The sequence below is a fragment of the Nitrosopumilus ureiphilus genome, from assembly GCF_013407185.1.
In the GTDB taxonomy this organism is placed as follows: domain Archaea; phylum Thermoproteota; class Nitrososphaeria; order Nitrososphaerales; family Nitrosopumilaceae; genus Nitrosopumilus; species Nitrosopumilus ureiphilus.
The window spans coordinates 1,892,593-1,912,024 of sequence record NZ_CP026995.1; the positions used below are offsets into that span (position 1 = coordinate 1,892,593).

The 19,432-nt window shown below is 34.4% G+C and carries 25 protein-coding genes and 4 tRNA genes; 16 read left to right on the plus strand and 13 right to left on the minus strand.

Annotation, left to right across the window (positions count from 1 at the left end):
• Positions 1 to 25: 25 nt before the first annotated feature.
• Together C5F50_RS11295 and C5F50_RS11300 are read left to right on the plus strand one after the other, a co-directional pair.
• The gene (locus tag C5F50_RS11295) at positions 26 to 1,138 is read left to right on the plus strand and encodes a tryptophan--tRNA ligase (protein WP_179371421.1); all 1,113 of its coding nucleotides are present in this window, start codon (positions 26 to 28) and stop codon (positions 1,136 to 1,138) included.
• On the plus strand, positions 1,135 to 1,416 hold the full coding sequence (locus C5F50_RS11300; protein ID WP_179371422.1) for a hypothetical protein: 282 nt from the start codon (positions 1,135 to 1,137) through the stop codon (positions 1,414 to 1,416). The genes C5F50_RS11295 and C5F50_RS11300 overlap by 4 nt, the downstream gene beginning before the upstream one ends.
• A 146-nt stretch (positions 1,417 to 1,562) precedes the next feature.
• Here C5F50_RS11300 and C5F50_RS11305 read toward each other — a convergent pair whose 3' ends face one another.
• From C5F50_RS11305 to C5F50_RS11325, 5 genes are all read right to left on the minus strand, one after another.
• Positions 1,563 to 2,546, minus strand: a complete 984-nt coding sequence (locus tag C5F50_RS11305) for a CxxC-x17-CxxC domain-containing protein (RefSeq protein WP_179371423.1) — start codon at positions 2,544 to 2,546, stop codon at positions 1,563 to 1,565.
• A 72-nt stretch (positions 2,547 to 2,618) separates the two neighbouring features.
• Positions 2,619 to 2,948 carry a hypothetical protein gene (locus C5F50_RS11310; protein WP_179371424.1) on the minus strand — a complete coding sequence of 110 codons (330 nt, stop codon included), beginning with the start codon at positions 2,946 to 2,948 and terminating at the stop codon, positions 2,619 to 2,621.
• Between the two features lie 52 nt (positions 2,949 to 3,000).
• A complete protein-coding gene (locus C5F50_RS11315) occupies positions 3,001 to 3,732 on the minus strand; it encodes a phosphopantetheine adenylyltransferase (protein ID WP_246282057.1) in 732 nt (243 codons plus the stop codon).
• Between the two features lie 91 nt (positions 3,733 to 3,823).
• Positions 3,824 to 4,891, minus strand: a complete 1,068-nt coding sequence (locus tag C5F50_RS11320) for a hypothetical protein (protein ID WP_179371425.1) — start codon at positions 4,889 to 4,891, stop codon at positions 3,824 to 3,826.
• 307 nt (positions 4,892 to 5,198) lie between these two features.
• A tRNA-Ala gene (locus C5F50_RS11325) sits at positions 5,199 to 5,272 on the minus strand.
• An 80-nt stretch (positions 5,273 to 5,352) separates the two neighbouring features.
• Between C5F50_RS11325 and C5F50_RS11330 the strand changes: the two genes are divergently transcribed.
• Together C5F50_RS11330 and C5F50_RS11335 are read left to right on the plus strand one after the other, a co-directional pair.
• Positions 5,353 to 5,907: a thioredoxin family protein gene (locus C5F50_RS11330; RefSeq protein WP_179371426.1), complete on the plus strand. Its 555-nt coding sequence runs from the start codon at positions 5,353 to 5,355 to the stop codon at positions 5,905 to 5,907.
• Positions 5,908 to 5,940: 33 nt separating this feature from the next.
• Positions 5,941 to 6,015 (plus strand) — tRNA-Ile (locus tag C5F50_RS11335).
• Positions 6,016 to 6,022: 7 nt separating this feature from the next.
• Here C5F50_RS11335 and C5F50_RS11340 read toward each other — a convergent pair.
• Positions 6,023 to 6,916, minus strand: coding sequence for a helix-turn-helix domain-containing protein (locus C5F50_RS11340; protein WP_179373013.1), 894 nt, complete (start codon positions 6,914 to 6,916; stop codon positions 6,023 to 6,025).
• A gap of 114 nt (positions 6,917 to 7,030) precedes the next feature.
• Between C5F50_RS11340 and C5F50_RS11345 the strand changes: the two genes are divergently transcribed.
• Positions 7,031 to 7,417, plus strand: a complete 387-nt coding sequence (locus tag C5F50_RS11345) for a hypothetical protein (RefSeq protein ID WP_048115112.1) — start codon at positions 7,031 to 7,033, stop codon at positions 7,415 to 7,417.
• Between the two features lie 5 nt (positions 7,418 to 7,422).
• On the opposite strand, the gene C5F50_RS11350 is transcribed toward C5F50_RS11345, so the two are convergent.
• Positions 7,423 to 7,544: transfer RNA gene (locus C5F50_RS11350), tRNA-Leu, on the minus strand.
• 91 nt (positions 7,545 to 7,635) lie between these two features.
• On the opposite strand from C5F50_RS11350, the gene C5F50_RS11355 reads away from it, so the two are divergent.
• Positions 7,636 to 7,709 (plus strand) — tRNA-Thr (locus C5F50_RS11355).
• Position 7,710: 1 nt separating this feature from the next.
• Here the strand turns inward: C5F50_RS11355 and C5F50_RS11360 are convergent.
• The 4 genes from C5F50_RS11360 to C5F50_RS11375 all read right to left on the minus strand — a co-directional run bounded on the left by C5F50_RS11360 (position 7,711) and on the right by C5F50_RS11375 (position 10,554).
• Positions 7,711 to 8,571, minus strand: coding sequence for a DNA adenine methylase (locus C5F50_RS11360; protein WP_179371427.1), 861 nt, complete (start codon positions 8,569 to 8,571; stop codon positions 7,711 to 7,713).
• Positions 8,572 to 8,710: 139 nt separating this feature from the next.
• Positions 8,711 to 9,361, minus strand: coding sequence for an ammonia monooxygenase family protein (locus C5F50_RS11365; RefSeq protein ID WP_179371428.1), 651 nt, complete (start codon positions 9,359 to 9,361; stop codon positions 8,711 to 8,713).
• Between the two features lie 148 nt (positions 9,362 to 9,509).
• Positions 9,510 to 9,872: a hypothetical protein gene (locus C5F50_RS11370; protein ID WP_179371429.1), complete on the minus strand. Its 363-nt coding sequence runs from the start codon at positions 9,870 to 9,872 to the stop codon at positions 9,510 to 9,512.
• Positions 9,873 to 9,990: 118 nt separating this feature from the next.
• Positions 9,991 to 10,554 (minus strand): methane monooxygenase/ammonia monooxygenase subunit C, encoded by a 564-nt coding sequence (locus C5F50_RS11375; protein ID WP_048097271.1) that lies wholly within the window; start codon positions 10,552 to 10,554, stop codon positions 9,991 to 9,993.
• A 254-nt stretch (positions 10,555 to 10,808) separates the two neighbouring features.
• On the opposite strand from C5F50_RS11375, the gene C5F50_RS11380 reads away from it, so the two are divergent.
• The 3 genes from C5F50_RS11380 (at position 10,809) to C5F50_RS11390 (ending at position 12,359) form a co-directional block, all read left to right on the plus strand.
• The gene (locus tag C5F50_RS11380; RefSeq protein ID WP_179371430.1) at positions 10,809 to 11,378 is read left to right on the plus strand and encodes a methane monooxygenase/ammonia monooxygenase subunit B; all 570 of its coding nucleotides are present in this window, start codon (positions 10,809 to 10,811) and stop codon (positions 11,376 to 11,378) included.
• 97 nt (positions 11,379 to 11,475) lie between these two features.
• The gene (locus tag C5F50_RS11385; protein ID WP_179371431.1) at positions 11,476 to 11,790 is read left to right on the plus strand and encodes a hypothetical protein; all 315 of its coding nucleotides are present in this window, start codon (positions 11,476 to 11,478) and stop codon (positions 11,788 to 11,790) included.
• Positions 11,791 to 11,828: 38 nt separating this feature from the next.
• Positions 11,829 to 12,359, plus strand: coding sequence for a hypothetical protein (locus tag C5F50_RS11390; protein ID WP_179371432.1), 531 nt, complete (start codon positions 11,829 to 11,831; stop codon positions 12,357 to 12,359).
• A gap of 123 nt (positions 12,360 to 12,482) precedes the next feature.
• On the opposite strand, the gene C5F50_RS11395 is transcribed toward C5F50_RS11390, so the two are convergent.
• Both C5F50_RS11395 and C5F50_RS11400 read right to left on the minus strand, forming a co-directional pair.
• Positions 12,483 to 12,752 (minus strand): hypothetical protein, encoded by a 270-nt coding sequence (locus tag C5F50_RS11395; protein WP_179371433.1) that lies wholly within the window; start codon positions 12,750 to 12,752, stop codon positions 12,483 to 12,485.
• 110 nt (positions 12,753 to 12,862) lie between these two features.
• Positions 12,863 to 13,105, minus strand: a complete 243-nt coding sequence (locus tag C5F50_RS11400; protein WP_246282058.1) for a hypothetical protein — start codon at positions 13,103 to 13,105, stop codon at positions 12,863 to 12,865.
• A 214-nt stretch (positions 13,106 to 13,319) separates the two neighbouring features.
• Here C5F50_RS11400 and C5F50_RS11405 point away from each other — a divergent pair, with 214 nt between their 5' ends.
• From C5F50_RS11405 to C5F50_RS11435, 7 genes are all read left to right on the plus strand, one after another.
• Positions 13,320 to 13,769 (plus strand): 30S ribosomal protein S15, encoded by a 450-nt coding sequence (locus C5F50_RS11405; RefSeq protein ID WP_179371435.1) that lies wholly within the window; start codon positions 13,320 to 13,322, stop codon positions 13,767 to 13,769.
• Positions 13,769 to 15,190 carry a RecJ family nuclease gene (recJ, locus tag C5F50_RS11410; protein ID WP_179371436.1) on the plus strand — a complete coding sequence of 474 codons (1,422 nt, stop codon included), beginning with the start codon at positions 13,769 to 13,771 and terminating at the stop codon, positions 15,188 to 15,190. Before C5F50_RS11405 ends, recJ begins: the two co-directional genes overlap by 1 nt.
• On the plus strand, positions 15,153 to 15,395 hold the full coding sequence (locus C5F50_RS11415; RefSeq protein WP_179371437.1) for a KEOPS complex subunit Pcc1: 243 nt from the start codon (positions 15,153 to 15,155) through the stop codon (positions 15,393 to 15,395). Before recJ ends, C5F50_RS11415 begins: the two co-directional genes overlap by 38 nt.
• Positions 15,395 to 16,660, plus strand: coding sequence for a serine--tRNA ligase (gene serS, locus C5F50_RS11420; protein WP_179371438.1), 1,266 nt, complete (start codon positions 15,395 to 15,397; stop codon positions 16,658 to 16,660). The genes C5F50_RS11415 and serS overlap by 1 nt, the downstream gene beginning before the upstream one ends.
• 40 nt (positions 16,661 to 16,700) lie before the next feature.
• A complete protein-coding gene (locus tag C5F50_RS11425) occupies positions 16,701 to 17,312 on the plus strand; it encodes a 30S ribosomal protein S3ae (protein ID WP_179371439.1) in 612 nt (203 codons plus the stop codon).
• A 26-nt stretch (positions 17,313 to 17,338) separates the two neighbouring features.
• Positions 17,339 to 17,767 (plus strand): RNA-binding domain-containing protein, encoded by a 429-nt coding sequence (locus C5F50_RS11430; RefSeq protein ID WP_179371440.1) that lies wholly within the window; start codon positions 17,339 to 17,341, stop codon positions 17,765 to 17,767.
• 188 nt (positions 17,768 to 17,955) lie between these two features.
• Complete coding sequence (locus C5F50_RS11435; RefSeq protein WP_179371441.1) at positions 17,956 to 19,413, plus strand: NAD(P)/FAD-dependent oxidoreductase; 1,458 nt, start codon at positions 17,956 to 17,958, stop codon at positions 19,411 to 19,413.
• The last annotated feature ends 19 nt before the right edge of the window (positions 19,414 to 19,432 follow it).

The following is a 19,432-nucleotide window of genomic DNA, read 5'->3' on the forward strand; positions in this document are numbered from 1 at the left end:
TAAACCTTAACCTAAGTCAAATTGAATGTCAGCTGATGACTTTATTGTGACTCCTTGGCATGTTGAAGGAGATATTGACTATGATAAACTAATCAAGAAATTTGGGACTGAAAAAATTTCATCTGATTTACTAGGAAGAATCAGGAGTGTAGCGGGAGAGGATCATTTCATGCTCAGACGAGGTATTTTCTTCTCACATAGAGAAATGAACAGAATTTTGGATGACTATCAAAAGGGAATTAAATTTTTTCTATACACAGGAAGAGGACCTTCAGGTCATACTCATATTGGGCATCTAGTGCCATGGGTATTTTCAAAATGGCTTCAGGAAAAATTTGATGTTAACATGTATTTTCAGCTTACAGATGATGAGAAATTTTTTTCAAAACCCAATCTAACTTTAGAAGAGACGCATAAATTCGCTTATGAAAATGCTCTTGATTTTATTGCATTAGGTTTCAAACCAGATAAAACAAAAATCATCATCAATACTGAAAATATTCAAACACTTTATCCAATTGCAGCTCAAGTTGCAAAGAAAATTAATTTTTCTAATACAAAAGCAACATTTGGTTTTACAAATGAAACAAACATCGGAATGATTTTCTACACATCATTGCAATCAGCACCATGTTTCATTGAAGATAAACCAGTTTTGATTCCATTAGGAGTGGATCAAGATCCTCATTTTAGATTAACAAGAGATATTGCCCCAAAAATTGGAAAGCCAAAACCCGCATTAATTCACAACATAATGATTCCTGCATTAGAAGGTCCTGGAGGAAAAATGTCAGCTTCGGCAGATAATGGAACGATTTACACGACTGATGCACCAAATGTGGTAAAGAAAAAAATCAACAAACATGCATTTTCGGGAGGTCAACCAGATGTTGAACAGCATAGAAAGATTGGTGGAAATCCAGATATCGATGTTTCATATCAATACTTGAGAATATTTTTTGAACCAGATGATAATAAATTAAAATCAATTTATGAAGATTATAAATCTGGAAAATTACTCTCAGGAGAATTAAAGGCAATTTTAATTGAGAAAATTAATGGTTTTCTATTAGTTCATCAAGAGAAAAGGGAAAAAGCAAAAGACAAGATTCATGAATTTCTTTTGGAGAATAAATGAAAATCAACATTACATTTGATGACAAATATGAGGTTCAAAAATTTGCAAGTCTCATATTTATAAAAGAAGGAAAAGAGACATACATTACATCAATTCTGAATATCATAAAAAATGAATTGGTTATTTCATTGAAAGATAAATCAGCTCATAGTATTTTGTTCAAAAATGAGGAAAATGTGGAAAAATTTGCAGATTTTATTCAATCAGTACTTGATAAAGAACACAAAATAATTTCTACCAAAGTCAATGAATTCAATATAGAAATTATTAAGGAATAATCTTAGAACCAAATGCAGTATAGAGTGCTACTATACCAACCACTATAATCAAAGAAATTCCCAGTGCTTTAAAATCGCCATTCATGGTATTATTCTAAAATAATTATAATTAAAGTGTTAATAAATTATCAAGAATGATTTTAGGATCATCTAGGAAAATATCTACTTTTTTTAGGTTTAGGTTTTGAAGAATATTCTTTTGGTTTAGATACAGGTTGCCTTATTTCGTTACAGTTTAAGCATAGAACTCTAAGTTCCTTCTTAGCAAGATCAGGTTCAGAAATATATTTTCCCCATGAAGACGCAGCACCACCACGTCCAAGACTGTCTGAAGTATCATCAAATATGTGGCTAATTCCTAAAGCTCTTTCATCTTTAAATCCACAACTAGAGCAGGTTTTGCCACCCAAAATTTCAAATAATTTTTCTTTTAGAGTAGCATAGAATTTTTCTGAACCACCAGAATAGAAACTCTCTTGTTTTTTTAAAAATTTATCACCTTTTGATTTTTTAGATCTGGAATCAGTTCTAAATGATTCTTGAGCTTTAGAAGATCTTGAATATCTATCATTTCCTGAATCTTGTGGTTTGTTTTGTCTGAAACAGTCATTACAGTAAACAGGTTTGTCAGTTCTTGGTACAAATGGAACTTGGCATTGAGTTCCACAATCCGCACATGTTACAGTGGTAGATTCTCCTTGATTATCATCTCTGGAATATCTATCATCTCTGGAATATCTTGAACTTCTATCATCTCTGGAATATCTTGAACTTCTATCATCTCTGGAATATCTTGAACTTCTATCATCTCTGGAATATCTTGAACTTCTATCATCTCTGGAATATCTTGAACTTCTATCATCTCTGGAATATCTTGAATTTCCTGAATCTTGTGGTTTGTTTTGTCTGAAACAGTCATTACAGTAAACAGGTTTGTCAGTTCTTGGTACAAATGGAACTTGGCATTGAGTTCCACAATCCGCACATGTTACAGTGGTAGATTCTCCTTGATTATCATCTCTGGAATATCTATCTTTACTAGAGTTTCTAAAAGAACGATATGGCCCATTGTCTCTTTTTGAAGTTCGCGAATTTTTTTTATCTGAATACTTTGATTTGTAAAGTTCCATTATATACTAAAGTAATGTTACTTGATTATAGATACTTACGGATTAAATTTGTGCCTAAAATAAAAAATCACTTCATACTAGGGATTTATCCATTTCAGTAGACATTATTTCTTGAACTTTAAGAAAATAGAGTTTTGTAGAATAAGGCATTTCATTTAAATTATTGTCAACTGCAATCATGAAATATCTAACTGCACGTTTTGATATATCTAAATTAAATTTCATTGAAAGAATAGGATCTTGATGTACTTTGATTTTATCCTGAAGCCATGGAGGGGCCATCTCAATTGTTTCTTTGATAATTTTATCATACCAATATGAGAGATTTTGTGGATGCAGTCCCTGTTTAAGATTTGATACATCAGTATCAATTTTTTTCATCATGTGGTTGATGATGGCCATGAGGCTCAATCCAATAATTTTGTTTTATTACGATTACTCAAAGTTAGACAAGCTACTTGTCAATTGAAAGCGAGTTTCCCTCAATGTCAATTTCAGAGTTTTTTATTCGAGTAGTAGAGATTCTTTTTCCGTCTTTTGCCAAAAACATAGGAACCGTAATAATTTGAACAGGTGGAAGATTCTTTTCTGCCCTTAATTTATTTAAAATATTTCCTTGATTGCTAGTTTCATCACTAACAACTAATGCTTGAACTTTTTTTTCTAAAACTGCAGGTCCAAAATCATTATTCAGTTTACTAATTTGAAAAGAGTTACTCGGATATTTTTTTAAAAGTATGGTGGTCAAATTTTCAAGTCGTTTTTCATATTTGTGAAGTGGGAGCTTTCCCTTTTTTTCAGCAAGTTCATCACTAGTTAATCCAATAATCACTTTATCTGAAATATCAAATGCGTTTGAAAGTAGCGTTAAATGTCCTTTATGTATAATATCGAAAGTTCCACCCATTGCAACAAGAGAAAATTTAGACATGCATATGTGTGAACTACCACTCGCCAAAGCATCGTGGCTTTCTGCTTCATCGAGCCTCAAAGTTGCTTTCGCAGACGTTTGTGGTTGTGGCTCTCGCATCCCTTGGTCGGGGATTGTCTTTTCAGACTCAGGCGTTTGTATTTTGATGATTCCCACAGTTCCTATGGTATCATATGTCATTGGTTTTCTTACACGCATATTGTATTTGAATATTTGATTGTGTTTTGCTTTGAGTTGTGATGTGTTCGCTCTCATCCAACTCTAAAGGGTTTTGGGTTTTCCCGCTCACATTCCATCAACAATTCTTGCTGCGTTTAAACGGTAGAATACTTTTGATTATTCTAATTTAGTTTATCAGGATTAGAACAAATGGCCCCTGTTCTGATATTGGAATATTATTTCTATCCCAAACAAATGTTTCAATGAAAAATAATCCCTTTTTTTCTGGAATCCAATCTATTGATTGGGACTGAGGCCCATTTCCAATAAATCGTCCATCAAATTTTCCAATAAACTCAACATATGGGGGTTCTCCAGATTCTTTGATTTGCACATAGTATGTGTATGGAGTTTCAGCAGGAATTTGTTTGCCAGAAAATTCCACCAGAGTTTTACTTTCTATGTTTACAGTTGAGCCTAGTTTAATTTCAGAGAGACTGTTTCCATTTGTATCTTTTACAGAAACATTAGAAATTGAAACTAATTTTGTCATAGATTGAGGAGCAGGAATTTTTACATCAACAAAATTAGAATTAAAAATATTAGATTCTGCAAATAACAAAAATCCTACAGATCTAGGATCAATTTCTTCATTTATCTCAAAAGGTACTTCAGTGTTTGGCTCTACATTACCTAGTTCAATGGCAGAAACCCCAAGAATTCGTGGTGGCTCAAAACCATCATAAAATGCAAGGTAAACATTAGCATCAGTATTAGGAGCTCCTCCATTTTGGAGTACTCCTGAAAATCTTAAAGATGTATCCAAAAATATCTCACTTGAATAAACTGACAATCCCTTTTGTTTGTCTTCTGAAGGATCAAATCCCAAAAGAGAGACAGATGCCTGAGTTATGTTAGGGTCAGGAGTTTGAGAACGAATTGCATATGGAGATTTTCCATTTGCTGGAATTACTTTAAGTGTTGTATGACCTTGAATGACTTCCAAAGGAATAGGATCCAAATCATCATAAAATTTCACTTGAATTAGTACATTGGTTACAGAAGATAATGAATCATTGTTTTCAACTGCTCCAACAACAACAGTATAACCCTCTGAATCCTGATAAACAAAAGGAGTCTCACTAGTTAGAGATACAGAAAGAGTAGGTAATGTGTCAGATTTTTCTTCAGAGTAAGATTGGGATAAAGGAACTAAAAGTAAAATCAAAAACATACCCAAAACAAGTTTTTGCATCAAATGTCTTTGCTAAAAGAGATTAATTTCATTTAACATAACATATAGTGAACAAGAAAGGTAACATCGGTTCACCTAGTTGACACTAAAAATAGAAGAATAAAAAGAGATTAAAAAATAGATGTAATTTTATTTTCTCTTTGCGGTAATTGCTAACCAGTAAATCAAACCTGGAGTCAAACCGACAATGAGTGGAATAAATACCGGCCATGCGTCTGCTGCACTTGTCATAAGAAAAAACGGAAACTTATCCTATTTAAATCCATCCAGCAGTCTGAAATTCAGCATAGATCGGATTAGTAAAAAGTGGACCGGACGGAATTTGAATCCGTGACCCCCCGCGTGCAAGGCGGGTATACTACCAGGCTATACTACCGGCCCACATGAAGATTGGATATCGTGTGGATTTTAATTGTTGTCTTCTTGGCAAGAATTTTATTTGAAAACAAGGTTGTTTCTTTATGGTACTTTTAGAGTCTCAAGTCAAACTAAAAACAGGAAGTATTGCACCAGATTTTGAATTATTGGGAATTGATGATAAAAAACATTCACTATCTGATTATAGTAATTACAAAGGAATTTTGGTAATTTTCATGTGTAATCATTGCCCATATGTTAAAGCCAAGGTTGATGCATTAAATGAGTTATATGAAAAATTTGGAAATGAAATTGCAATAATAGGAATTAACAGTAATGACTCTACAGACTATCCAGAAGATAGTTTTGAAGCAATGAAAAAGACAGCAAAAGAAAAAGGATTCAAGTTTGATTATCTAGTAGATGAAACACAAGAAGTTGCCAAGAAGTATGGTGCAATGTGTACTCCAGATCCCTTCCTATTCAATAGTCAAAAACAATTGGTTTTTCATGGAAGAATCGACAACGCTATGAAACCCGATGATGCCGCTACTGAAAAGACAATGATCAACAATATGCAAAAATTATTGTCTGGTGAAAAAATTGAAAAAGATTTTGACCCATCAATTGGCTGTTCAATCAAGTGGAAAGAAAATTAAACTTAAATGAGTCCTGCCTAGAGATTTGTTCGTGGGCTCGTAGCTCAGCTTGGCTGGAGCGTTCGACTGATAATCGAAAGGTCATGTGTTCGAATCACATCGGGCCCATTTTTCATCATTTTAGATTTTCAGAAATTGTTTTGGACCATTGTAATATATCATCTAGTTGATCAGATAGTAGATCAGAATTAATTTTTGATTTTTTAGGTGTTTTACCACAAAGTACCAATTTCATATTTTTTCCAGATTTTTCTTTACTGGGATTAATAGAATTCGCAAAAAAGTTTAACCCTTCATTAGAATGAGAGAATATTATCACTAATAAAATTCCGGGTTTTTGTTTCCAGATTTTTCCAACCAATTTTTGAAAATCTAGATCAAATAAGACATCAATTGCTGAAGACATATCACCAAGATGAGAGACCTTCCAGCCATTGGAATGATATGCTGCAGACGCAGCTTCAGAAATCAGGACACTTTGTGAATCAGCTGCAATTATCACTACATTCTTTTTTGGATCAGATACGACCTGAATTTGATTGAATATTTGAAATGATTTTGAAATTGTAGTTTTTAAGAGATTAAGTTCTGAAGCTCCAATTTTTCCTGCATCATACAAATTTTGCACATAGTCAACAGCAGGAAAAATTATTTCAAGAATTAAACGATTAGGGGTTGCTCCAGAATGCAAACAATTTCGAATTAGAGAATGAGCTTGTCCATCTGTACCTTTTACTAAATATTCAAGATAGGTAGGGGCTACTTTGAAATAATCATCAGGGAAGTTGAAAGATTCTTGGCCTGGTTCTAAAAACCACAAAGTGACATTTCCAATATTTTTTTGTCGGAGTAATCCCTCAGCTGCAAAAACTTTGAGATATTTAGACATTGTAATTCTATTGATACCAACTTTTTTAGAAATCTCCATTCCAGACATTCCAGTATCAGAATCTTCTAAAGATGAAATCAGTTTTTCTCTAATTGATTCTGTGGAATAACCTCTGCCCATGATGTTTTTGCATGATGGTATTGTATAAAGACTAATTTTCATTTACATGTGAGGCTATTTTTAAAATAAAACATTAAATACTAAGTACTTTATTGTACGGTAAGGAAAAGTAAATTGCCAAAAGCAGGATTCAAATCAATTACAGTTTCAGAAACAGTTTATGATAAATTCCATCAAGTTTATCAAAACAGCAAAGACGACCTTACAATGAAAGGGGTCAATAGTTTTTCAGGCTATGTAACTTACATGCTTGAGGAGATGATGCAGAAAGATAAAACTTTTGCAAGATATGCTCCCAAGATTGAAAAAATTTCTGTTGATGATGATCGTGTCATTCTAAAAGATAATATTAAAAATAGAATCGCAGAAGTTGCAGTTCAAAAAGGGGAGTTGTTCTGTCAATTATGTGATGAAAAAGATTGTGTACATGTTGGGTTTGTTTTCTCACTGCCAGATGTGTATGAAGTCCTTAACTCTAGAGGAATAAAACATCCAAAATAGAAAAGTGGAGGAGGTGGGATTTGAACCCACGAACTCCTGAGAGACAGGATCACCCATTATTTGATCTTAAGTCCTGCATGTCCAAAAACACAAAGTGCTTACTTTGGCCAGGCTTGATTACTCCTCCAAAAGTGTAGAAATCTGTGTGAAATTTAACAGTTTAGAAGAATATTGGTCAGAATGAAGAATTATAAGGATTTTCTACAGAGAATTTTTGTGCTTCGATAGCTCAGCCTGGTAGAGCGTTACATTGGTAATGTAAAGGTCGCGGGTTCAGATCCCGTTCGAAGCTTCTAATAATTTTTTATCAATAATTCAAAGTGACCTGTTCTCTTTTTAGAGTTTGAATTAATTGAACGATTTGCCTTAATCTTGAATATTTTCCAAGGTTTGGTTGTAAACATATCTGCCACTTTTTGAGAGTTAGAATTCGATAAAAGAACGTTACATCCTTTTGAGTCTAATTTCATACAAAGTTCTACCAATCTGCTAAGATCATCATATGTGAAATCCTTGTTTGTATAGCTAGTGAAATTAGATGTATCACTCACTGGTTGATAGGGCGGATCAAAATATACAAGATCATCTCTTTTGGCATCTCTTAGAACGGCCTCAAAATCACGACATTTGATCGAGATTTTACTTGAACGTAAAATGCGACTAACTGAACAAAGATTTTCTTCGTTTACAATATTTGGATTGGTGTATTTTCCTAAAGGAACGTTGAATTTTCCTTTACTGTTTACACGGTATAATCCATTGAAACATGTTCTATTCAAAAAGATCAATCGGGATGTTTTTTCAATTTGGCTTCTAGGATTACTTTCTCGAATAGAGTAATAGTATTTCTTGGAATTTTTTTGATAGTGTTTTTCATGATTTTTTAGGGAATTTATTAGATCATCTATTTTATCGCGAATTGTTGTATAGGATAAAACTAAATCAGAATTAAGATCAGAAATGCTACATTTTTGATCATTTCGTTCAGTTAACATATTGAACAATAATGCACCTCCTCCAAGAAATGGCTCAAAATAAGTACCAAAAGTTTTTGGTAAATTTTCATTTAGGATTGGTATTAGTTGACGTTTTCCACCAGCCCATTTTACAAATGGTTTTGGTGTAACTAGAATCTGATCATATTGCTGTTTCAATAGTTATTATCACAAGATTACATATTGTCAAAATAGACAATAAAAGATCACAAGCTGTGCAATATTTTTTAATCAAGTTTTCAGAAATTTAGAGATTACTCTAAGGAAATATAATAAAATGAAAAGGAAAAGGTTGGATTTAGTCCCACTTTGACCAAGCGGCCATCCATCTGTATGTCCAAGTGTTCAGTTTGCAACCTAATGCTGCAAAAGTACATGCCAATACTGCACCCGCACCTGCACCTAAAGCCACTGGGCTGTTATAGAACTTTCCAACTTGAGGTTCTATTGGTGTCATGTATGGTGGCAATGTTGGTCTTGGATATTTGAATGCCGTTTCTAGTGGGTCTGCAACTGTTATCAGGTTTACCATATTGAATAATGGTAATGACATTCCTACCAGTACGCCGCCAAACAGTATCAAGGAGTGCTTGTTCTTCTTTGTTGCCCAGTATACCAAGTCCAACAGCATTGCTGATGGTAACCAAACTGGAACTACAATGAAGTCATATGGATATCCTAGCGAAAACCATGCGGCTTTTGCTACCCATGTGTATACTGTCATAATTAGAGCGTAGTACGTTGCTGTGCCTGGAACGCCTGTAAATGTTAGGTAATATGTTGCACCCACAATTAGCATCAACGTTTGCGATATTGAAAATACCGTGTACGAAGTCCAAGCCCAGTCAGTGTAGAAGATGTAGTCTCCTGCATTAATTGTTAACAGTGTTGAGTTAACTGCAACTACTACTATGAATAAGTAGTGTGTACATCGTCTTAACCAGACCATATGAAGTCAAAGAAACGGTCAGTATATAAAATTTTAGAGTGTGCAGAAGATCGTCGTTTTTGACTTGGTTAAAACAGTAAAAAACGCAACGTAGGTCATTGAATTAAACTAAAATGAAAAAGAAGTGTAATGAAGGGTTTCCTTCTGATTACCAACCAACGAATAGTGATACGAATAGTACGAATGCGGCTGCACCTGCAACACTAGCACCAACTATACCATTACTATTTTTGTTGGAACCTTCTTCCATGACTTTAACACAGAAGATGTAACCTATTGCCTCAATGATTGTAAGGACGATGAATGCAAAGTGACCACTTGCTGTTGGATATGCCCATGGATAATAGAAGTATCCAGCCGCAGTACCACCAAAAGTAGCTAATATTGCTGCCCAGAATGAAATTGTTATCATACCAGTCATGTTTTCAACGCGTCTGCCAATCATTCGTTCTATATCGGCACTTGATGATCCACCAGTGCCGCCAGAACCGAATCCTTTAGGAAGAGTCATTCTGGAATTATTCTAATTCAGATTCTTTTAAGTCTTTCTTAAACTGGAAGGTTAGTACGATCCACGTCTTTTTTTAAAAATAATAAAAGAGAAAAAAGTGTGCTTTTGCACAATTTGTCTATGGAATTGATCTGCTGTACAATTTGCCTTCTAAGGCCATCTTGTACATCTCTGCAACATATGGGTTCTCTCCTGGAGTTTCTGCACCTAATTCTACGAGTCTAGCATATACTCTGACTACGTATGCAAGTGCGCCCATGAATGCAACTACTACACCCATGTTAAACATCCAGTGGTTTGGAACCGCAAATATTTCTTCTACAAACCAGAAGTGCCACATCTCATTGACCCCAATTGTAAACATAGTTGCAAGGTAACCAAGAATGGTCATCTTCAAACCTGTGTTCATTGAATTATTAGGACCTCTAAGAACTGGAACTTTTCTATCATAGATTGCTGCTGCTCCCCATCCAAGTGGTAATGTGATGAAGTGGGAATACAACCACCAGTGTGCTGGTGTAAATGCACTATCTCTGATAGAAGTCTGATGTAGAGAACCATCAACGAAGTTGTCTACTTCGACTGATGCTGCAGTGGATCCCATAGCAATAACGATGAGCCAGATTTTTTTAAGTCTCTGAATCTCAACTTCTTTTGGGATTAATGCGGGCATCTGTGCCATGACATTAGTGATGTGAATTCAGAATATAAAGTAAGAGTTTGAAGAGGATGAATTTTTATCAAATTATTTACAAATTATTTACAAAATTAACAAAATTTCAGTCATTTTTGAATAATAATATAAAATTATTTTAAGATTTTTTTACCATTTTCATTGTATAACATCAATGATTAACATATATTCAAACATCGATCCTCGTGATTAAGGTAAAACATATAACGATGTGTATTATTTCCTCAATATTAGGGATAACTATGGTCGAAAAAAGAATTTTCGTATTTGGACTAGCTGTAGTACTTGCACTAGGAACATTAGGTTTCAACTGGGTTGAATCCGTCATTCCAACTGCAGATGCACACGGTGTTCAAGCACAACTCCAGAGTCGTTTCATCAGAATTGAGGATGAAACCTTTAACAGACAATCCTTACAAACTGGCGAAACCTTGACAGTTCAAGGAACATTAGTCAGTCTTGTAGAAAGAGACCTAAGAGGATGGCTCTCAATATTCACAGAGTCAACCAACGCAGGTAACAGATGGGAGATGTTAGCAAGAGATCCACCAGGAAACGTCTTTGACATTCCAGGTAACGCTGTCGTCGATTATTCACTATCTGCAAAAGCACTTGAAGCAGGGGTATATCACGTACACACCCAACTCAATGTAGCAAAAGTTGGTCCAGGACTGGGTCCAGGTCAAACAGTAGTCGTTGAAGGAGAACCAATTATCAAACCAATCCCATATACTAACATCGCATATCAATCAATTATGATAGGTGTTGGATATGTCATTACGTTTGCAACACGACCCTGGCAAGTAATCTAAACAACCCAACCTTTTCCTTTTCATTTTTAATTAGTCATTACGAATAGTATAATTATTTTAAATCAAGTTTTATGTTCTAGAAAAAAGTATTGAAAACATGTTAAGTTTTAAGATAATCAAATTAGATATTTTTCAAAGTTATTTTTTTGGAGAAGTTGAATTTCGTTCTGACATATTCAAAGTCAACATACAAAATCAGAGAAGAGGCAAAGTTCTCAAATTACCTTTTGAAATAAAATCAAAAAATGAGAAAGTTATTGTCAGAATGACAGGACCTGATGATTTGTTTGTGGAAGATTATCTCCCTTACAGAGGAGAATCAGAATGGTTAGAAATTGACTCAGACGAAATAACGTATTTTCTTGCAGACCATCAAGACCAATTTGATACAATTGAGATTATGTTGGAATAAGAGAAAGGACTTTAAGGAAACTATCTGAATTCATCACTATGATATGGCCTGGTACCAGTGATCCGTACAAGAGGAAAAAAACCTTCAAATTTCTTGCAATTACTGCAGGGATAGGAATAGTCGCTGTAATGTTTACCTTGTTAGTGGTAAATCCATTCATTGCTGGACAACCACGAAGTGCTTGTATTAATGATATAGACACAAATTGGAAAATTCAATTTACTGTAGAAATAATTGTAGATAATCTCAAAGTCCCGATTCCCGCAAATGTTGGAATTACAGATGAATGCCAAAGAGCAATTTACACACTAAGTGATGACGGCACAGTTTATGCAGAATGGACTGAAGATCCGGAATTCGAAATTGGTCATTTTATGTGGATTTTCAAAATTCCTCTCAAAGACATGGATCAAACAAAATCGTCTATTTACGTCAACGATAAAGAATCACCCCATTTCTCCCATCATCCTTTACAAGATGGGCTTCACTACAAAATAGTACTTACCTCAAAGGATTATGATTCATCTAAAGACAAAGACTTCCTTCCAGAACTGAAAACTAGTGATTGAAGACTTTGTTCCATAATTAGAAAAACATCCAATTAAAGAACTCTGAAAAATTTGAATTTTTTAAAACACCATAGTTTTCACTAAAAGATATTAAAAATAATGAAAAGAAGAAAGGAAGTAATTTTACCAGTATTTACCGTTGTCTGGAATCAGACCAATGCCTTCTCTTTCAAAGTGTCTGTCCAACTCATCGACCCATCTCTCACGGTTGTCTTTGTAAGCCCATCCGTGTACACGCAACCAGAATGAGATAATTCCAAGAAGGAATATTGTGAACATCATGGTTCCGAAGATGTAAATCATTACATCATAGAATAATGGATCATAGTTTGGTCCCAGTTGTCCTGTAATTGATGACAGGATGCTTAGGAAAGTTCCTACGATAGGAGTCATGATAATTTGGCTCTATTTGTACGATATATACATTTCTTTTATTATCAGAAAGTACGAGATCAGTATCCACTAAGAGATAGATAATAAAATAAGAGAAAAGTGAGGTTTGATTATCCTCTGCCCATTGCTGCGTATTTGCCAGATCTTCCTCTAATGAAGAATGCTCCTGCAATACCACCGAACACTGCACCTGCAATAACTGAGGCACCAACTACACCACTTGCATCAAGATATGGAGTTCCTGAGCCAGAGGCGGGGTTTGCTTCAGCAGCTTCAATTCTTCTTCTTTGAATTTCAAGTGCTTCCTCTAAGGTGTACGATCCGGTTTCTCCTTCACTACCAACGTTACCCATGTATTGTGCAAATGCTATTGCATCTTCTGCATAGAGTCCTATAGTGAAGACAGCAACTAAGGATGCTGCTAATAGTATTTTTGTATTCATACCGTTTACCTGCTCGTTTTGAAGCCAGTGAGTTATTTAACTTTTATTCTAAACCCCAAATTTCGATATAATGTACGAGATCAGTATAAGTAACGTTTAATTCTGTACTTTAATCAGCCAAATCATGGGACGAATGCATACACATAGACATGGAAAGTCACATTCTATTAGACCAGCTACATTACGTGCACCCTCATGGATTTCACAAAGTCCTAAAGAAATTGAAGAATTAGTTGTAAAGTACTCCAAAGATGGTTTAACCCCAAGTCAGATTGGAATTAAATTAAGAGATCAACATTCAATTCCCCTAATCAAACCAATTACCAAAAAAAGTATGGGTGAAATTCTTGAAGAAAATGATTTGAAACCAGAAATGCCAGAAGATCTTGAAAACATGGTCAAAAAAGCAGTGGGTCTTCAAAAGCATCTGAAGGAAAACAAAGGTGACAATAGAAATGTGAGATCTTTGGAATTAATCGAAGCCAAAGTCCACAGATTATCTGTTTACTACAAAAGAATTGAAAGAATTCCTAAAACCTGGAAATATAAATCCGTGGTTGCTCAATTAGAATAATGACAAAATCACTTGATGAGTCACTTTCATATTTCAAAGATAAAATTTTAGATTGCATTAAATCAAAAAAATCAATTTTTGTAACGACCCATATTGATTGTGATGGACTTACGTCTGGAAGTATTATTACCAAAGCTCTAATCAGGGCAGGTGCAAATTGTACTGTTAGAACATCAAAAGAATTTAGTAAAAATGTAGTAGAGTCTTTCAAAACAGATTCTAGGGATTTTCATATAGTTACAGATCTAGGAGGAGGTTTTGCAAGCGAACTTGATTCAACTCTAGGAGATAATTGGATTGTATTAGATCATCATCAAATTCCAGATAAAGAGATTGATAATCAAAATGTCATAAATGCCTGGAAATATGGAATTGATGGAGGAGTTGAGGTTTGTGCAGGAGGAATGACATATCTTGCATCAATGGCACTTGATGAAAAAAATTCAGACTTGTCTGCCATTGCAATTGTTTCGGCATTAGGAGACAGACAAGATCAGGGAGAAAGGAAATCATTTACTGGAAAAAATTTCGAGATTGCAAATACTGCAAAAGAACAAGGTTTGGTAGACATTGATCTAGATTTATTATTAGTGGGAAGAGAAACTAGACCTCTTCCAGATGCACTTGCATTTACTTCACAGCCATTTATAGAAGGTCTGACTTGGAATAGAGATGCATGTCTTTCTCTTCTAAATTCATCAGGAATTAAGCTAAAGGAAGAAGGAAGATGGAGAGTTCCAGCAGAGTTAAACGAGGAAGAAAAAAGACAGGTAATCGAATCAATTACTAAATTCACATCAGGCAAAAATGCTACTGAGATAATGTCAGAACTTATTGGATATACCTATACATTTCCAAGAGAAGATAACAGAAGCTTCCTACGTGATGGAAGAGAATTTTCAACCATGTTAAATTCCTGTGGAAGAATTAATCGTTCAGGTGTTGGAATGGCAGTATGTATGGGAGACAGAAACAAGATACTAAGAGAGGGGGAAACCATACTAAGAGATTATAGAAAAATGATCAGAGAATACATGAGCATATTATCAAATGAAAGATGGCGAATTTCGGAAAGTGAAACCTGCATCATGGTAAATGGGGAAGACATAGTACCAGAAACAATGACTGGAACTATATCATCATTAATTGCAGGTTCTCCCAAAAATTCAGGAAAAATCGTAATTTTGAGAACAAAGGGAGAAGAAAACACAATAAAGTTCTCTTCAAGAAAATCTTTTGGTTGTAATTCAGACATCAATCTCAGCGAAATAATGAGGGCAGGAGCTGAGAAATTTGACGGTATTGGTGGAGGGCACAATGCAGCAGCAGGAGCAAAAATAACTAAAGACAAATTGGACGAATTTCTCAATTATTTAGAAGTAAATGTCGTTAACGTGTCAAGTACAAGTAGTTCTCAATAATATATCAAAAGAAAAAGCCAAGACCGTCAAAAAAGCACTAGAACCGGACAATGTAAATTTTCCAGAAGGATTGAGTCTTTATGTTGAAAATATTGATAACAAGCTAGTTTTTAATTTTGAAAGTAAGAAGAACATGAAACATCTTATTGGAACGATTGATGAAGTATTGGAACATATCCAAGTAGCCTTAAAGGTGATTGAGTGATGCTAGATCCAAAATTAATCAAAGAAAATCCACAGATTATTCAAGATATGCTCAAAGCAAGATCAGTAGAATTTGATTTAGACGGATTAATAGAAGCTGATCAAAAAAGACGTGAATTTATCATTAAAACAGATGAATTGAGAAAAAAGAAAAATCAAGTAGCACTAGAGATTCCACAGAAAAAGAAGAAAGGAGAAGACACATCATCAATTTTAGAAGAGATGAAGAATGTTTCAGCTAAACTTTCAGAATTAGAATTAGAACAAGAAAACATTGAAAAATCATATTTGAAATTAGCACTAACAATTCCAAATCTTGTTCACAAATCAGTTCCCGTAGGAGTAGATGAAAGTTCCAACATCGAAATTAGAAGATGGGGAAATATACCAAATTTTGATTTTAAAATAAATGATCACATCGATATTTCTGAAAATTTAGACTTGGTGGATCTGGAAAGAGCCGCAAAGGTAGCAGGTGCCAGATTCTACTATCTAAAAAATGACCTTGTAAGACTAAATCAATCATTAATTCATTATGGATTGGATTTCCTTGCAAAAAAAGAATATTCCCTAGTTCAACCACCCTACATGATTAATCGGGAATCAATGGAAGGAGCAGTAATAGCAGATGATTTTGAAGAAGTCATTTACAAAGTTGAGGAGGAGGATCTCTACATGATTGGTACATCTGAGCATGCAATGGCTGCAATGCATTCTAAAGAAATCATCGAGGGAAAAGATTTGCCTTTAAGATATGCAGGAGTCAGTCCATGTTTTAGAAAAGAAGCAGGAGCACATGGAAGAGATCAGAAAGGAATTTTCAGAGTACACCAATTTGACAAAATTGAACAATTTGTATTTTCTAGACCAGAAGATTCTTGGAATGAGCATGAAAAAATGATATCAGTTGCTGAAGAATTTTATCAGAGTTTGGAAATTCCGTACAGAGTAATGCTACTGTCAACTGGAGACATGGGAAAAGTTTCGGCAAAAACATACGATATTGAAGCATGGATGTCAGGACAAAATGCCTACAGAGAGATAGTATCTTGTTCAAATTGTTTGGATTATCAGGCAAGAAGACTGAAGATAAGATTTAGAGATAAAACAAATGAAGATACTCAATACCTGCATACACTCAACAGTACTTTGATTGCCACAACTAGAATTTTGGTAGCATTAATGGAGAATGGTCAAACAAAAGATGGACACATCAAAATTCCTCATGTTTTACAGAGTTACATGGGAAATCAGAAAGAGATCTAGTGACATACCCTTATATTTTGGGTTCAAAGGTCGATAATAATTGGCACGTAGAAAGGGTCGAGTAAAGGACAAGTGGAGAGAGAAACGCTGGGTCACAGTTAATGCTCCAGATTCATTTAACAATGTACCAATTGCTTATGTCCCAATAACTGATGATGAAAATGCATCAGGTAGGGTTTTAGAAGTCACACTTTACGACATTCTAAAAGGAGATCCTTCGCAGCATCAATACAAAATCTATTTCCAAATTGACAAGGTTGATGGCGATAAGGCAACAACAATCTTCAAGAGATTCGAATATTCAAAGGAATTTTTGCGCAGTTTAGTTAGACGTGGTTCATCAAAAATCAATTTCATCATAGATATCAAAACTAAAGACGGATACATCTTTAGAATCAAAGTAATTGCTCTAACACATAGACAACTAAATACATCCAGAAAACATGCTCTAAGATTAATTGCAAGAGATGTAATCAATAAAACAGTCCCAGAGATGACAATTGAGCAGTTTGTTCAAGCAACTTGTTATAGTAAGATCAATTCAGATATCATGGCAGCATTCAAGAAAGTTATCAGAGTAAGACATGTTGGTCTTGAGAAAGTAAAACTCATCAGAACTGCAGATAAAGAAACAGTGTTACTTGAAGCATAAGTGACGTAAGTTATTCTTTTACAATCATGATTGATAAGATTGAAGTTACAATTGATGTAATTGTTCATGCAACAGAAGATATTTCAAAGATCTTCCAATCATTTGAGGACTTACTAGGACTAAAAAAAGAAGAGTTTACAGTTCATGAAACTACAGGATATTTTGAAAATCCAATTATCATGTTAAATGTAAAAATTGTAAAAAAACAGGCTGGAAAGTTTATGAAGAAACTTTTAGAATTGCTCTCCAATCAACAAATCAGCGAGTTAATTGAAGAGATTGAAGAAAGAACAGTAGATTCCAGATTCCATATGAGACTAGATAAACAAGAACTAATCAATGGAAATCTCATTATTAGAGAAAAAGACACAATAAAAATAAGAATTCACACACCAATTTACAACAAAAAAGATACTGTCAAAACATTTACAGAAATTTTTCAAATTGCCAACTAGATTAAATAGGAATAAGAGAACAATTCAATTTGGGAATGAGGAAATAACAGCCGCTCCAGTCTGAGCTAAAGCTATGAAGACGCCGCGACGAACCGACCCCATTTTAATCGATCAACAATCCAGGCACATGAGATTGACACATATCATCATGGTATTATTTTAAATACGGATAGACGAACCGGATTATCGTGGTAGATTACGACGTTATAGTTGCAGGAGGAGGTCTTGCAGGTACAATTACAGCACAAGCAATTTCTCACTATTCAAACCAAAATGCAAAAATTTTGGTCGTTGATAGAAATACAGAATTTTTACCAGGTCGAAAATCATTAGCTGGATGGGTATGTGGAGACGCATGCTCTAAAGAAGCAGTAGACTATATGTCAGATCGAATCAAGGTCAAATGGACTAGACCAGAAATCGAACATGATGTAAAAGGAGTCATGGCATTTTCACCAGACAGGGAAACTGCGATTCCGTTTGATGGTGCAGGATTCATGTTGAATCGTCAAAAGCTTCCTGAAATTCAAAATGAAAGATGCAGAAAGATGGGAATTGAATTTAAGTATGAAATAAATCTCACAGGTCTAGTTTACGATGGCCAACAAGTAGTGGGAGTTCAAGGAGTTGATAATAAAACCAAACAGCCTTTTAAGAAAATATCAAAAATCGTAATTGATGCAACAGGTGTAACATCTATGCTCAGAAATGGGCTTCAAAATTCTACTAAAGTAGAAAAGAGAATCGATAGACGAGATTTGGAATCAACAGGTAGATACATCATGTATTTTGATCAAGGACAAAAAGATCTTTCAGAATTTGATCCTAATTATTGTATTATTCATTTAGATCAAGACATTGCACCAGGAGGATATGGATGGGTATTTCCTAAAGCAGAAAACAAAGTCAATATTGGTTTAGGAGTAGAGAAATCACTCTTAGATAAAAGAAACAAGAGATTAGGTAAAAAAGATAATGTCGAGTCGTTAATGAAAGAATATCTTGCAAGAAATGTAGCTATTAAAAATCCAAGATTGTCCGAAGATCCTCAAGATATCAACAATAATTCCGGGGTTTTCCAGGTATCAGTTAGAAGACAAAATGATTGCATGGTTTCAGGCGGATATATGATGGTAGGAGATTCTGCATGGATGCCAAAACCAATTGATGCAGGAGGAATAGGACCTGCATTAATTGCCGGAACGATTTTAGGAAATAATGTAGCTCAAGCATTACAAGCAAATGATGTTTCAGAAGCTAATCTTTGGCAATACAATCTTGATTATATCAAAGAATATGGATACAAAACTGCAGGTCTCGAACTCTTTAGAAGACTAGTGCAACAAATGACTAATGAACAAATTAGTTATGGAATGAAACACTTTTTGGGAAATCTTGATGTTGAAGCAATTAGTAAAGGTGAGCATCCAGATTTTACAGGATTAGGAAAAATCGGAATGATCATAAGAGGTGCAATGAACAAGACAGTTGCAGATGGATTAAGATACACATCAAAACAAAATCAATGGTTAGTAGAGCATTACCATAATTATCCTAAAGATCCTGCAGGTTTTGATGAATGGAACAAAACATTACATCAAAGACTTGATGAAGCATTTACAAAAGTAGAAGCATTTGGAAAATAGATCTAATATTAAATATTGT